At 45.3% G+C, this 14,208-nt stretch carries 13 protein-coding genes; 7 read left to right on the forward strand and 6 right to left on the reverse strand.

The annotated features are described in order from the left end of the window. Positions 1–82 precede the first annotated feature (82 nt). Complete coding sequence (locus DUN60_RS17460) at positions 83–643, forward strand: sugar O-acetyltransferase (protein ID WP_114634516.1); 561 nt, start codon at positions 83–85, stop codon at positions 641–643. Between the two features lie 111 nt (positions 644–754). Here DUN60_RS17460 and DUN60_RS17465 read toward each other — a convergent pair whose 3' ends face one another. The 3 genes from DUN60_RS17465 to DUN60_RS17475 all read right to left on the reverse strand — a co-directional run bounded on the left by DUN60_RS17465 (position 755) and on the right by DUN60_RS17475 (position 2,457). Beyond that, positions 755–1,045: a putative quinol monooxygenase gene (locus tag DUN60_RS17465; RefSeq protein WP_114634517.1), complete on the reverse strand. Its 291-nt coding sequence runs from the start codon at positions 1,043–1,045 to the stop codon at positions 755–757. A 207-nt stretch (positions 1,046–1,252) separates the two neighbouring features. Next, positions 1,253–1,750: a hypothetical protein gene (locus DUN60_RS17470; protein ID WP_114634518.1), complete on the reverse strand. Its 498-nt coding sequence runs from the start codon at positions 1,748–1,750 to the stop codon at positions 1,253–1,255. A 140-nt stretch (positions 1,751–1,890) separates the two neighbouring features. Beyond that, a complete protein-coding gene (locus DUN60_RS17475; RefSeq protein WP_114634519.1) occupies positions 1,891–2,457 on the reverse strand; it encodes a dihydrofolate reductase family protein in 567 nt (188 codons plus the stop codon). A 60-nt stretch (positions 2,458–2,517) separates the two neighbouring features. On the opposite strand from DUN60_RS17475, the gene DUN60_RS17480 reads away from it, so the two are divergent. Together DUN60_RS17480 and DUN60_RS17485 are read left to right on the forward strand one after the other, a co-directional pair. Next, positions 2,518–3,087, forward strand: coding sequence for a TetR/AcrR family transcriptional regulator (locus DUN60_RS17480; RefSeq protein WP_114634520.1), 570 nt, complete (start codon positions 2,518–2,520; stop codon positions 3,085–3,087). A gap of 206 nt (positions 3,088–3,293) precedes the next feature. Beyond that, positions 3,294–4,826, forward strand: a complete 1,533-nt coding sequence (locus DUN60_RS17485) for a phospholipase D family protein (RefSeq protein ID WP_114634522.1) — start codon at positions 3,294–3,296, stop codon at positions 4,824–4,826. 100 nt (positions 4,827–4,926) lie between these two features. Here DUN60_RS17485 and nfsA read toward each other — a convergent pair whose 3' ends face one another. The 3 genes from nfsA to DUN60_RS17500 form a co-directional block, all read right to left on the reverse strand. Next, positions 4,927–5,649: an oxygen-insensitive NADPH nitroreductase gene (gene nfsA / locus DUN60_RS17490; RefSeq protein WP_114634524.1), complete on the reverse strand. Its 723-nt coding sequence runs from the start codon at positions 5,647–5,649 to the stop codon at positions 4,927–4,929. Between the two features lie 223 nt (positions 5,650–5,872). Continuing rightward, the gene (locus DUN60_RS17495) at positions 5,873–6,985 is read right to left on the reverse strand and encodes an OmpP1/FadL family transporter (protein WP_114634526.1); all 1,113 of its coding nucleotides are present in this window, start codon (positions 6,983–6,985) and stop codon (positions 5,873–5,875) included. A 146-nt stretch (positions 6,986–7,131) separates the two neighbouring features. Continuing rightward, complete coding sequence (locus DUN60_RS17500; protein WP_114634528.1) at positions 7,132–8,532, reverse strand: DUF1254 domain-containing protein; 1,401 nt, start codon at positions 8,530–8,532, stop codon at positions 7,132–7,134. A 242-nt stretch (positions 8,533–8,774) separates the two neighbouring features. Here DUN60_RS17500 and DUN60_RS17505 point away from each other — a divergent pair, with 242 nt between their 5' ends. The 4 genes from DUN60_RS17505 (at position 8,775) to DUN60_RS17520 (ending at position 14,093) form a co-directional block, all read left to right on the forward strand. Beyond that, complete coding sequence (locus DUN60_RS17505; RefSeq protein WP_114634530.1) at positions 8,775–9,926, forward strand: anaerobic sulfatase maturase; 1,152 nt, start codon at positions 8,775–8,777, stop codon at positions 9,924–9,926. A 17-nt stretch (positions 9,927–9,943) separates the two neighbouring features. Then, positions 9,944–10,840 carry a LysR family transcriptional regulator gene (locus DUN60_RS17510; protein ID WP_114634533.1) on the forward strand — a complete coding sequence of 299 codons (897 nt, stop codon included), beginning with the start codon at positions 9,944–9,946 and terminating at the stop codon, positions 10,838–10,840. A gap of 192 nt (positions 10,841–11,032) precedes the next feature. After that, positions 11,033–12,571: a sulfatase-like hydrolase/transferase gene (locus DUN60_RS17515; RefSeq protein ID WP_114634535.1), complete on the forward strand. Its 1,539-nt coding sequence runs from the start codon at positions 11,033–11,035 to the stop codon at positions 12,569–12,571. Between the two features lie 73 nt (positions 12,572–12,644). Beyond that, positions 12,645–14,093 (forward strand): DUF1254 domain-containing protein, encoded by a 1,449-nt coding sequence (locus DUN60_RS17520; protein WP_114634538.1) that lies wholly within the window; start codon positions 12,645–12,647, stop codon positions 14,091–14,093. Positions 14,094–14,208 lie beyond the last annotated feature (115 nt).

The raw sequence follows: 14,208 nt of genomic DNA on the forward strand, positions 1-14,208 counted from the left end.
AATTGACCACCACTAGTTAAGTTATGTGAAAACAGGTCAGTAATGTGAAACTAGATAAGTTATGTGAAAACAGGTAAGTAACGTGAGAACAGAAAAACAAAAAATGCTAGCTGGCGAACCTTATCAGGCTTGGGATGAAGAGTTGTACTCGGCGCGAATTGAGTGCCGAAAAGTGCTTCAAAAACTTAATAACAGTATTCCTGACACACCTGAATGGAAAGCGGCTACTCAAGAATTAATTCCCGGCTGCGAAAGCGCGCACTTAGAGCCGCCGTTCCGTTGTGATTACGGCTCAAACATCAAGCTGGGTAAGAACTTTTACGCTAACTTCAATTGCGTGATTCTGGATGTAGCAGAAGTGACCATTGGCGACAATGTGTTGCTCGGGCCCAATGTACAGATTCTAACAGCGGGTCACCCATTAGATGTGAAAGGGCGTGTTGAAGAGGGCGTAGAGTTTGGCACACCGATTAACGTTGGCGACAATGTTTGGTTGGGTGGCGGTGTGATTCTCTGCCCAGGTGTCACGATCGGCGAAAACAGTGTGATTGGCGCGGGCAGTGTGGTAACCAAAGACATCCCAGCTAATGTGGTTGCGGTGGGTAATCCATGTAAAGTACTGAAAGCGATCGATAATGCGTAATAATCAGATTAAATAGATAAAGCCCGCGAACCTAGGCGTGCCGCGGGGCTTTTAAATCGAATTCGATAGCTGGTCAGTGTGCTTTCTAGTAACAGACTACTGGAACTGTACTTAAGCGATCTTAGTCATCTCGTTAAGTGTAAACGACGTAACACTGCCTTCGGTTGCTGCCATGTATTCAGCAAGGTGAGTATTGCCCATGTGTACTTGCCAAAGTTCGCGAGACGTCCAGTTTTCGTAGAAAGTGAAATGTGCTGGATTTTCATTGTCTTGGTGAAGGTCGTAGTTGATGCAGCCTTCTTCAGCGCGAGTAATATCAATCAGCTTTAGCAGCTCTGCTTTAACCAATTCGATTTTGTCTTCGTTAGCGACGATGTTTGCGACGATAGTTAGTTGAGTCATGTTCGTACCTATATTACTTTTCACCGAAATGGTGATTTGTCTGTGTTTACAGCGCCACTCTTTGTTCATTGAGCTACAGTCTGTATCGATGGATAAATAATAGTAGGAATATTTGAAACGATAAACAGCGCCACATTTGAATTATTTTCAAAAATAAATTGATAATAGCCTGGGGATTATGTGCTGATAGGCGTAGGTAAAGAGTGTTTAAAAACCGCCCGCCCACGCATCAAAATCGTCAATGTTGTCGAGCTCTTCCTTGGTTCTTGGGGCTGGGTAATATGGCAGAGCCAATCTTTGAGCGGAAGGTTGCAGTTCCCAATCGGGCGTAATCTTGAGTCGTGTTAACTCATCGTTGAGGCGCACAAACATATAGTAACCATCTCTATGAGTATTGGCGTAACTTGCGACTGTAGCGATATCACCGGAAGGTAATTTTACGTCTCGACCCAGTGGATAGAGTTGGTGCAATGCGAAACTCACTTTGGGATCTTTAAGCTTGCCTTGCTTAAAGCGTTCTAATCCGATGGCGGTTGAAGTGGTGCGCGGCTTCCACCCCGTGAGGAATAATCCACTCAAGCTATCTTGGAACGGTTTACCTTTTCGATTGCCTTCATTGCTAATGAATTGAACCGTCAGCGTGTCTCCCGATTCTTGCAGGATTTCTAAAAACTGTTCACTAGTTCGATCGACCAAAAGCTTCATAAGATCCAGATACCATCAAGAATGAGAGACGATAAAGGGTACTACTATAGGGGAGGCTTGTGTAGGGACGATAAACGTTATGTAGCGTGAACAATGTTTCCGGTGTTGATCCTTACATGCCCCTTTGATGAACAACAGCTCTAGCGCTTACGTAAGTAATGCGTTTGCACGATCTCATCAAGGTACGTCGTGACGTCTCTCAACGTAAAATCGACAGGGGACACTAAGTCACCAAATAGCGGGGACCCACCACCAAGTACGACAGGAATGGTCGAGATGATCAGCTCATCAATCAGGTCTTCTTTCATGAAGTTTTGAATGGTGACGCCACCATCAATGTAAAGGTTTCTCATGCCTTTTTTGTTCAATTCCTCGATGATCTGGGTGAGCTCACCCTTCATCAAAAATACTTTACCTTCAAGCTCTTGAGGCACTTCATTTAAAGTGTTGCTCAGTACATAGACGGGCTTGCTGTAAGGCCAATCGATACCAAAGCTCAACACCATGTCCATTGTATTTCGTCCCATGACCAGTGCATCGATACGATCGGTATGAGCGTTGTAACCCATGTCGTCACCGTCTGGATTTGGAATTGCTTGCAGCCAATCTAAGCCGCCTTGCTTGTCTGCAATGTAACCGTCAAGGCTGGTTGCGATAAATACAATATTTGACATTTTTAACTCCGATATCGATGAGAAACTTGGCATCTACACGATAATAAATTAAAGTATTCTACAGTGTAGAAATAAAGTTTAAGAGGTGACGGTATGACTGTCAAGGATCAAAAGCGAGGTCGACCAAAGAGTGGATCAAGCCAACTCAGCGCAGAGAAGATCTTAGATACGGCCAAAAGCATGATGCGCGAAGGCGGCAAAGTCCCGAGTATCAGAGGGTTAGCGACAGAGCTCGGCGTGGATGCGATGGCCATATACCATTACTTCCAAAACAAAAATGATCTCTTGGAATCGATTACGGTCTCTTTGGTAAGAGAGGTCGCGCAGCCCGAACAAAACCAAGTGTGGCAAGAGAATCTTTATCAACTCAGTGTAAGTTATTTATCTGTATTGAATGATTATCGTGGGCTGTTAGAAACCCTGCTGACAATGAAATCTCTGGGGCCCGTTGAGGTGTTTAGTGAGCGCTTTGAAGCAGTGTTGAGCCCTTTGAATTTAACTGCCGAACAAACCGAAAATGCCCTTCATTTGCTGGTGGATTATCTGCATGGCTACGCGCTAGCACTGAGCTGTAACCCGGATAGAATTCAGATCACTGTTGGGATGGTGAGAAAGCCTTTAAGCCTTTATTGCTTGGGCATCGAACAGCTGAAATCGCGGTAATTTCAGAACAAAGGTGAAGATTTCAGGGCGTGGTTTAGTGATGTGCTGCTCACGATGGAGTACTGATGTTTCATTTATACTCGATAATTACCTATAAATTTCAGGTTTTAGCAGTAATAATCAATGAATAGACCTAAACAGATTGTTAATCGCAAAGCTGTTGGGACAGTTTCTAAAGACGTTACCGTGAAAAGGAAGTCAGACACATGCCTGTGCTCCAACGCATCAGTTTAACCTTAGTTTTAGTCGCTATTCTCGGCGGCTGCTCTTCATTACCCGAAGGCATCGACCACCCAGCTGAACCGAAAACCTCTCCTGAACCTAGCACTTTGTCGGTTTTAGCCAGTGAATATCAACCTGAAGTATTAGAGCAAGCAACCACTGCTGTTCGTTTACAAGAATCTGGTTGGGATGCATTGGCTCAGCGATTGGCACTTGTTGAATCGGCTGAACACACCATCGATATTCAATACTACATCTGGAACTCTGACGAATCGGGCAGCTATCTCGCTAGCCGTTTATTAGCCGCGGCTGAGCGTGGTGTGAAGGTGCGCGTAATGTTGGATGATATCAACCTCAACGAACGTGAAGGGTTACTGTCGGCATTGGATGTGCACCCGAACGTCGAGATTCGTATCTTCAATCCAACACCCACACGCCGTGGCTTCAGTAAATGGTTGAGCTTTGTCGGTGACTTTTCTCGTTTAAATCGCCGTATGCACAATAAGTCGTTTACCGTAGATGGCACTTTGTCTGTAGTGGGCGGGCGTAATATTGGTGATGAATACTTCGACCTTTCTGATGAAATCAATTTCCGAGACCGCGATGTATTAGTCATGGGCTCGGTAGTTAACACCATCCAAACCAGTTTTGTTGAATACTGGAACAGTCGTTGGTCTTACCCAGTCGATATGTTGGGTGATGACGAACAACCTGATCTCTCAAAGATAGATAATATTGTCGTTCCGCATTATCAAAATTACCCTGAATTGCCATTAGATCGTAAGGCTGCTGATAGCTTACTGAAAGAGGTGATTGGTGAGATGACATGGGTGAATGCGCGTTTTGTTTACGATCAACCCGTCCCTGATGACTCCGATAATACTGATGAACCAAAAGCGACCGCGATTCTTCTAGGGAAGTTAGCGAGTGAATCGAAACAAGAGATCTTGTTGGAATCGGCTTACCTTGTATTCGATGACGGTCAGCTTGAAGAGTGGCAGGTATTGAATAATAAGGGCGTTGAAATACAAGCGCTAACTAACTCTATGGCGTCTAATGATCTGGTGACTAATCACTCAGCTTACGCGGGTCGACGCTACGACATGTTAGAACATGGCATCGACCTGTTCGAGCTAAAACCAGAATCAAAGCTATGTGAAGCTTCGACTCAAGACGTGTCGAAATGTGCGCCTGAGACTGCCTATGGCTTGCATGCAAAGTCAGTGGTGTTTGACCGTAGCATCGCGAGTATTGGCTCATTTAACTTCAACCTGCGCTCTACCTATCTCAATACTGAATCGGTTTTGATCATCGAGAACAAAGCGATTGCAGAAACGTTAGCAGAAACCATTGAGCAAGCAATGAGTGACGACAACAGTTGGCGCTTGGAACTGGAAGACGGTGATGTGTATTGGTATTCAGGCGAGCAAAGTTGGGACAGCGAACCAGAAACCGGTAAGTGGGAACGCATGCAATCAGGCTTCTTACAGTTGTTACCGATTGAGAAATACTTATAAAAGAGTTAGCACCGTAGAAATAAAAAATGTCAGCGCATAATACGCTGACATTTTTGTTTGTGCTGCGGTTTGCTGTGGTTTGTTGCAAGCTCTTAACGGCTTAACGCTTGGTCAATTGCTTGCTGTTTAAGTAAGGCAAAATGTGCGGTCGAGATTCGCCAGACAGCTTTTGAGTTATCTGCTGTGACCAACTGCTTTGCTTTTGATTGGTTGAACGGCTTGCGTAGTAGCTTTGCATCGAATCATCGTAGCTGGCAATTTCATCTAGGCTTAGCGGCTGGTATTGGTTTTCGTGCATTACTACGTGAGCAGGAAGGCGAGGTTTTATCTCAGGTTGCTGCGCAGGGTGACCTAAACACATACCAAATAGCACTGCCGTGTGTTGTGGCAGTTCCAGTAGCTCATCGACTAGCTGCGCACTATTACGCAAGCCACCAATGTACACGCCACCTAAGCCAAGAGATTCAGCAGCCAGCATGCAGTTTTGCGCCATGATGCCAGAATCTACCGCGCCAATCAGAGTCAGCTCGGTAAAGTCGGTTTTTACTTCAGGGTTAATCTGAGCATGACGTTGATAGTCGATACAGAACACCAAAAATTCTGCCGCGTTCTCAACGTAAGCTTGATTGCCTGCGTATTCAGCTAGCAACTTGCGCTTCTCTGTGTCTGTCACTCTCACAATAGAAACAGCCTGCAGTAAGCTCGATGATGAAGCCGCGAGACCAGCCTGAATAATTATATCAAGTTGTGCTTTTTCAATCGGTTGATTTGTATATTGACGAATGGAGCGATGCCCCAGAATAGTTTCAATCGTGCTGTTCATAACTCTCAGACAGTCCTTGTGGTGATGACGTAGAGAATCACAATAACGACAATTACCATGAGCGTAAAGGGTGTTCGAGCCTTTCTGGTTGGCAGAATGATATTCATGAATTTAAAAGGATTGCTACCACAGCCAATCCTTTTTTGTACGGTTTCCTGCTAGAAGCTAGAAGCTAGAAGCTAGAAGCTAGAAGCTAGAAGTGAATAACGCTTAAGAGTTAGCTTTAATGGCGAAGAGACAAAGTGATGAAGTGAACTCTGTTGGTCGAATAGCTGCCAGAAGGCTGAAATAGTCCTGAGTCAGCACTAATTTCACCATGGCCCAAATCTTGGTATTGGTAGCTCAACCCTAGATGTAAGTCACTGGATATCTTCTTCTCAGCGCCGAATCCGATACGCCACTGTTTATCGAGCGGGAGTAACACATCTCTGTTTTGACTGCTTACAGGGCTCGTGTCACCGCTCAGTCCGCTGTACAGCAACCAATCCTCATATGCGTATTCCACACCAACCCCAAGAGAGTAAGTGGTTGAATATTTGTCATCATAATCTTGCCATGTCTCCATGTTGGAGCTGAGTAGAAGGTTTAAATCTTCATTTAATGAATGCTTCAACCCTAAGTTTAAGCTTCGAACCCATGTCAATTCAGAGCTAATTCCAAAAGCGTTGGCGTTATCAAGGGAAAGGTCGTGATCAAATTGGCCCTGATAACTGACACCCAATTGTGTGTTGTCACTGATGTGGTGATTGAGACTCAGGCCAAACCCTAGGTCTAGGCTATCTCCTTGAAGCTCTCGACCATTCGAAGCTTGAGTTTCAAGCGCTGTGTGCTGCAATATCAAAGAACCACCAAGAGACAGTTGTTTATTGACCTGATATGACAATGACGACGTTAAGTTGAGCGCCGAAATGCTATTTTCTTTGATCAATAAAGCAGGGTGCGCGCCAACGCCGTGTGAGTATTCAACGCCAGTGCCGCCAGCTGCGTGCAATGCTGCGCCGACGACCCATTGGTCATTTAACCTTGATGCGTAAGACAGGTGAGGGAGAACATCGGCGCTGCTTCCTGTAGTCGAAGCCGAGTTATCGTCACGGACAAAAGTGGTTTCGACATCGAGGTATTGAACGCCGAGAATCCAAGCACTCTCTTTAATGGCCGATAACCCCGCAGCATTGGTGATCACTGCGGATGCATCGTTCGCGGTTACGTTTCCTGTGCCTGCTGTGCCAACGCTTTTAGTTGTCGCAATCTGAGATAGATTTAACCCTCCCGCGTGAGTAAGAGAGCTGACTATCCCTGTTACTAAAAAAGACAGTGTGATGAAAGGTGTTTTCAAGAATAGAACCTTATTTTCAGTGTATGAGTTATGTATTTAGGGATAGAACGAATTGCCACGAGCGAATACTAAGCGCAGCGTGGCAATTGACTTGATCGACTTAATTGCCTTAGTTGGATTAATCGACGTAATTAACCAAATTGAGGCTAGAGTTTTTCAACTTGTGGCAGTGGATATTCATTGTCGAGAACGGTCTGAGTTGGCTCGTACAGGCGCATGTGAAGATAGAAGTCATCTTGAGGGGCTGGTAGCCAGTTACATGTTGGATCGGACGGTTTTACGTATTGAATGCATATTGGCAAGGTGCCGTCTTCTGCATATTTCAGTTCATCCTTACGATTGGTTGAAATGGAGTAGCGTTGAATGAAGTTCTCAACCATGAACAAGTTTTCAGCATCGTACATAGTCAATGACCAAAAGGCATCAGCGGGTGCATCAGCTGGCATGGTCATTCGATATTGATTGTCTCCCGAAAGCTGCTCGCCATTCGAGTCCGTGTATCTATTTGGGTAGAGTGCTCGCTCTGGCACATTCAAACCTGCCGCACGCATATTGATGCTCGCTCGGCTTAGATAATCATTTCCGTAACGACCTCCCTCGTACATCATCGACCAGCCGTTATTGACATCGCCGATGCTTCGACCTGCGTATTGAATGATCTGTTGCGAAGAGTCAATCGCGCGCATTAGTCCTTTCTTCTGTGCTGAAGTTAGCGCTTTCGGGTTAAAGGGGGCCGATCCTCCAATACCAATTTGTTGGAATTGATCAACGATGGCAGCATCTTCTGGAATCGGGTTTTTACGTAGCTCACGGTCAATCAATGAATACCACTCTAACCCTTCAGGCCTCGCCATGGGTGGGATGCGACCTGTCGAAGCTTTGAGTTCTACGATGTCATGCTCTGCGCCGAGTTGATCGAGTGGGTAGCTGAGGAATTTATCGTGAGTAACCAGTGCGTCATCGAGATCTTGCTCGCCAAATACGCCCGTTCGTTGAATTAACCAAACCATAGAAGTGCGAGACTCTACGACACGATCAATCCCCTCTGGCACTTCACCAGCCCACCCTTTGTTAACCAAAAGCACTTTTGAACCTTGGTCGCCGACATTCTTTACGTGCAGATCTTCAATCGAATCTGAGTAAGCATCTAATAGCTGAACAATGTAATAACGGTTATCGGTGCGAGGAATATCAATCACCATTGGACCTGATAAATCCAGATCGTAGTGAGCTTGTGAGTAGAGCGTATCGTTGTTGACGGTAGGCACAATTCTATCCTGAGGCCCGGATAGAACGCGTGTTTTACCCATCTCATTCAATGGTGCCATGGCGTTGTCCATCGGCGCGTCAACAGATGTGGTCGTTTGCCTAACCGCTGCCACGGTTAATGGGCCTGTACCATAGATAAATGCTTGAACACCGAGGTTGTAAGCGAGCTCTTCTTCAGGATTAATAGATTGTTGGGCAAGGGATGGCATCGCGATAATACTGGATAAAGAACACACTAAACTGGTCAGTACACTTTTCTTATAGAGGAGCTTTCTCATGGAACACCTTAGATCGTAGGAACAGAATTAGGCATTTATCATATGAGCAAGTGAGATTAAGGAGTGTAATAGCCGATATTAAGGATGTTAATAGTCTAATTTTTCCCCTCAAGCATTTGTTTTAATTAACATTGTTTTAGGGTAGTGAAGCGACTCTACGACGTGTGCAGGTAGGGGGCGTGAGGCGCTATTGTTTGATTGATTTTCGGTTGATATGTTGGCAAAAAAGTACGGGAATCGATATGAACACATCTACTTATCCTTTTAGCTTATTCATTAAAGCAGAAGGGGCTCAGTGCAATCTGGATTGTAGCTACTGCTATTATCTCAATAGACAAGATGGCGATAAAAGATCGTCAATGTCTTTGGACATGATGAAGCAAATTGTCGGTGCTCATATCGACGCGCAGCCAATGAAAGATCAGCAAGTGGACTTTATCTGGCATGGTGGCGAGCCTATGTTAAGAGGGCTTGATTTCTATGAAGCAGCGATGAAAGCGCAGGCAAGCAAAGCGGCGAAAAAGCGCGTCGTGAATACGATGCAGACCAATGGAACCATGATTAACGATCGTTGGGCGAGTTTCTTTGCTAAACATAATTTTATGATGGGCATCAGTATCGATGGCCCCAATATTCTGAATGACATCGCTCGGATCGACAAAAATGGCGAGTCGTCTTTTGAACGTACAATGCGTGGGGTGTCTTACCTTAAGAAGCACAATGTTGATTTTAATACGTTAACGGTCGTGAACAATAAAACCTACAAACACGGTAAAACGATTTATCAGTTTTTGGTTGAAAATGGCAGTGGTTACATGCAGTTTCAGCCTTGTATCGATCATGAGTTGGACAGGCGAACAGGGCACGACTGGTCGTTAACGGGAGAGCAATGGGGGCAATTTCTTTGCGACTTGTTTGATGCATGGAGCGCCAATGATGTCGGTAAAGTGTATATCCAGTTTTTTGAAAACTGTTTAATGGTGTTGATGGGTTACCAAAGCCAAATGTGTCATCACAGCGCGACTTGTGGGCAGCAATTAATGGTTGAGCATGACGGCAATGTTTACAGTTGTGACCATTATGGGTATCAAGATCATCAATTGGGCACCATGAACAGTGATAAGCTTGCGACTATGGCGAGCTCACCAGAACAAATAGCGTTTGGCACCAACAAATATCATGAGTTAAATAGCACTTGTCGACGTTGTGATTTTGTTGAACTTTGCCAAGGTGGTTGTCCTAAAAACAGAATAGCAACAACCGAAGATGGCAGTCCGATGAATCATTTGTGCCAAGGGTATGAGATGTTTTTTTGTCACGCATTACCCAAACTATTACCTATGGTAGAAGCGATGAAAAAAGGGTATTCGCCAGCGTACTTTCCACTTTTCTAAATCATTTGGAGTAGGGCATGACCAAAGACCTAAACTTACTGCGGCTCATTTTGGTGCTTAATGAAACTCGTCAAACGGTGAGTGCAGCCAAAGCCTTGAACGTAAGTCAGCCGACGATCAGTGTCATGCTTCGTAAACTCAGAGAACAATTTGATGACGAGTTGTTTGTTAGAGATAAAGCAAGACTTGAGCCTACCCCAAAATGCTTGAAGCTTATCGAAACGTTGCCTCTGCTATTAGAGCAGCTAGATAACCTTTACATACCCAATGATGAGTGGGGGTTGGAAGATTTAAGAGGGGAGGTTCAAATCATGTTGCCTTCCCCGCTGTTGATCCCAGTGGGTGTGCCACTAATCAAAAAACTGACCAAAGAAGCGCCGCAAGTGACGTTCCAATGCTCACCTTGGTTAGATAACGGCGTCCAGTCTCTAGAGACCAACCGAATGTGTTGGGGTGTGAGCTATCTTCCTATGGACGTCAATAAAACCCTGACTGAACGCCCAGTTGGCTTTGATAAGTTCATGTTGGTGCTGAGAGCTGACCACCCAATTCGAGGTAATTCCCTTGAGGACATTCTGAAATACCCACTCTGTATCAATATGATCCCTGGTTACATTCAGCCGTCCAAGACGGAAATGTTGATCAAAAAATATGACTTAGATAAACACATTGCGCTCAGAAGCAACAATATGAACTTGATGCTAGAAGTCGTTAAGGACAGCGACTTCATCTATGTGACATCGTCGAAATGCCGCTATTTACTTGATCACTCTTATCGCTGTATCGATTTGCCGCCGGAGCTGTTGAAAGACACCTATCGTCGAGAGTTGGCACTGTTTACTCATCAAGCAAACCGCAATAACCCGTTCACGGATTGGCTTCAAAAAGAAATTACGTCGATTATTCAATCCTAGCTCTAGCTTCACGTTACTATTTTCTTTAAATAATTCCTCCTTTCTAACAGCTACTATTAAGAATCGTAATAGTGGCTATCAAGCCATTTTTGGCGTCATTCTTATATCATTTACCTCAACAATGGTTCGCTGAGACATGCACAATTTTCGTTGTGACTTCAGCGATTTACTCATAGTGAATGAGGGTTATAAATGTATAAGTCTTTTGTTAAATCCGCTCTGGCGCTCTCGGTACTGGCGAGCGTCAACGTACATGCAGCGAGCCAACCCAATGTGGTTGCCATCATGCTCGATGATGTGAGCCCAACGGATCTGTCTGCCTACCACCGTGGTTTAGGCGCGGTGGATACGCCGAACATTGATCGAATTGCCGAACGCGGCATGATGGTCAGTGATTACTACGCACAAGGTAGCTCTACTGCAGGGCGATCTGCCTTTATCACGGGTCAGTATCCTTTCCGAACAGGCTTAACGTCTGTCGGTCAGCCGGGCTCTTCGCTTGGCCTTCAAAAAGAAGATCCAACTCTAGCTGAAATGCTGAAAGACAAAGGTTATGCGACCGTACATGTCGGTAAAAGTCACTTAGGCGACAACAATAGCCACCTTCCAACAGTGCACGGCTTTGATGAATTCTTCGGTTTCCTTTATCACCTTAACGTGATGGAAATGCCAGAACAGCCAGAGTTTCCTAAAGACCCGAATTTCAGAAGTCGCCCTCGTAATGTGCTTCACACTGTGGCAACCGATACGGTGGATATGAAAGAAGATCCAAGGTTTGGTGTTGTCGGTAAACAGACCATTGAAGACAAAGGCACGCTCGGTGCTAAACGCATGCAGACCATTGACGGCGAATTTTTGGAGTTTGCTACGGGCTGGCTTGATAAGCATGAAGCAGAGAAAGACGAACAACCTTACTTTATGTGGTACAACCCGACGCGTATGCACCAAAAAACACACGTGCGTCCTGAGTATCAAGGCGCGAGCCAAATCAACACCTACTACGATGGCTTGATCGAACTTGATGACCAGATCGGTGTGCTGCTCGACAAGCTTGAAGACTTGGGCGAAATCGACAACACCATCATTCTCTTCACATCTGACAATGGCGTAAACCTAGATCACTGGCCTGATTCTGGCTCTGCATCATTCAGAGGACAAAAAGGCACGACATGGGATGGCGGTTTCCGTGTGCCTATGCTGGTCAGCTGGCCGGATAAAATCCCTCAAGGTGAATACACCGATGGCTTCATGACCTCAGAAGACTGGGTGCCAACCATTATGGCTGCAGTGGGTGAAGGCGACATTAAGCAAGAACTGCTTGATGGAAAAGAGTTAAACGGCGAGCGTTATCAAGTTCACTTGGATGGTTATAACCAACTGGACATGTTGACTAAAGGCGAGCCGAGTCAGCGTCATGAGTTTTTCTTCTACAACGAGCAAGATTTGAATGCGTTCCGAGTGGATGATTGGAAAGTGCATCTAAAAACCAAAACGGAGTGGATTGCACCTCCTGAAGAGTGGCCACTAGGGATGCTCATTAACATCAAAGCTGATCCTTACGAGCGTAGCCCTGATACTCGCGGTTGGTTCTTATGGATGAAAGAGAAGTCTTGGGTATTACCAAAGCTGCAAAAATCAGCGGCGGAATATCAGAAGTCACTCAAAGCGTTTCCACCAAGACAGAAAGCCGGTGGTATTGGTATGGCAGACAAATCAGTGGTTGCTGACTAACGCCAAATACGACTAATGCAAGGTGTGCTGTAACAAGCGCACCTTCCGTAATCGCTTTTAGTTAGGACATTAAATGATGAAAAAAAATAGACTTGCGGCAGCACTGGCTTGTGCTTTCATGGTTGCACTTCCGTCGCCGGTACTAGCTAGCCAATCCGTGGACGCGACGAGCGCAACTATGGCAACAAAAACAGCAATGGCGATAAAAACGGAAACTCTACCCGTTGAGATGGCGAGTTTAGCGTCGCTCAAAAAGGATAATCAGCTATTGGCACAACTTGCCTACGAGTACGCGTACTCAATAGATGAAGCCTACAAATACTTTTACAAAACCGTCGTTGAGCAAGACTACCCTTTGAATCGATTCCAAAATATTCGAATACTTGCTGACGACACTTACACTGCGCATCCGACGATTAACAATGACACGTTACACTTGATGGGGTGGATGGACCTAGCAGCAGAGCCGGTCATCATTACGATTCCAGACCATGATGAAAATCGATATTGGTTGTTCCATACCATGAATATGCAGCACTTTACTGACTCGGCTTTTGGCTCTCCACAGCGAGGCACAAAAGGCGGCAGTTTCATGTATGCAGTTGAAGGATGGAAAGGTGAAGTGCCTGCGAGTGTCGACCAAGTCATCTATGTCGAGCATCCGTTGGTCAAGATGATGGGTCGAATCATGGACCTTGGTGGTGACGATTCTGCAACTGCTCAAAAGTTAATGGATCAATGGAATATTAGGACGTTGTCGGAATACTTAGGTCAGAAAGGGCCAGATCCTGTTGTACGCGAGTATCCCGATCCTGAAGACTCTAATTGGGTCGAGCGAACCAATTTCATTTTGTCTGAAGGAGCAATGAAGGCGCATGACCAAAAGTTGCTTGAACTGTTCAAGTATACTGGCTTGGGAGATTTTGAACTAGGCAAAGCCAATCATCCATTTACGACAGAGCAGCTTCGTATGATCGAGTCTGGTCAAAAAGATGGACTGGAGCGAATTATTAATGCGGGCTTTGATGATTCACGTGACGTATTGGGCACTCGCGATGAAATGGCTAAGGTTCCAAGCTTTCAGCACGCCTACGGCACCTTAATGGGTCAATGGGGGCTGCCTGCAAAGCACACTATGTATAGCGGTGACTTCTTTGATAGTGAAGGTGATGCGCTCGATGGCGGAAAATATGATTACACGGTAACTTTCGATGCGCCACCGCTAGAGCAGGGTGGCTTTTGGTCATACACGGCTTACAGTGGTGAAACCCGATTGATGGAGAAAAACGAGTTAAACCGCCACTCCCGTGGAGACAGAACATTAACGCCCAATGATGATGGCAGTTACACCATTTACATGAGTAGTGATGTAAAAGGGCATGAAGATGATCCTAACTTCTTACCTATCCCCGATCATCAATGGTATTCAGTGTTACGTATGTACACGCCCGGTGAAGAGGTCATAACAGACAAATGGAAATCGACACCGTTTACCAAGGTCAAAAAATCCACGATAAAGTGATGACTTAAATCGCCTGTTTAAGGTTTCGTTTATCATCGATTAATGCCAGTTGCTATGCCGCTGGCATTTTTATTGAACGAAACTTGCTTTGATATAGACGCTAAATGCTCAGAAA

The sequence above is a fragment of the Vibrio splendidus genome, from assembly GCF_003345295.1.
GTDB lineage: Bacteria > Pseudomonadota > Gammaproteobacteria > Enterobacterales > Vibrionaceae > Vibrio > Vibrio splendidus_K.

Excerpts from the sequence above, each read along its gene's own strand:
- DUN60_RS17515 (WP_114634535.1), top strand. The coding sequence starts at position 11,033 with ATGTATAAGTCTTTTGTTAAATCCGCTCTGGCGCTCTCGGTACTGGCG.
- DUN60_RS17510 (WP_114634533.1), top strand. The coding sequence starts at position 9,944 with ATGACCAAAGACCTAAACTTACTGCGGCTCATTTTGGTGCTTAATGAA.
- DUN60_RS17470 (WP_114634518.1), bottom strand. The coding sequence starts at position 1,750 with ATGAAGCTTTTGGTCGATCGAACTAGTGAACAGTTTTTAGAAATCCTG.
- DUN60_RS17475 (WP_114634519.1), bottom strand. The coding sequence starts at position 2,457 with ATGCCAAGTTTCTCATCGATATCGGAGTTAAAAATGTCAAATATTGTA.
- DUN60_RS17485 (WP_114634522.1), top strand. The coding sequence starts at position 3,294 with ATGCCTGTGCTCCAACGCATCAGTTTAACCTTAGTTTTAGTCGCTATT.
- nfsA (WP_114634524.1), bottom strand. The coding sequence starts at position 5,649 with ATGAACAGCACGATTGAAACTATTCTGGGGCATCGCTCCATTCGTCAA.
- DUN60_RS17505 (WP_114634530.1), top strand. The coding sequence starts at position 8,775 with ATGAACACATCTACTTATCCTTTTAGCTTATTCATTAAAGCAGAAGGG.
- DUN60_RS17520 (WP_114634538.1), top strand. The coding sequence starts at position 12,645 with ATGATGAAAAAAAATAGACTTGCGGCAGCACTGGCTTGTGCTTTCATG.
- DUN60_RS17480 (WP_114634520.1), top strand. The coding sequence starts at position 2,518 with ATGACTGTCAAGGATCAAAAGCGAGGTCGACCAAAGAGTGGATCAAGC.
- DUN60_RS17465 (WP_114634517.1), bottom strand. The coding sequence starts at position 1,045 with ATGACTCAACTAACTATCGTCGCAAACATCGTCGCTAACGAAGACAAA.
- DUN60_RS17500 (WP_114634528.1), bottom strand. The coding sequence starts at position 8,532 with ATGAGAAAGCTCCTCTATAAGAAAAGTGTACTGACCAGTTTAGTGTGT.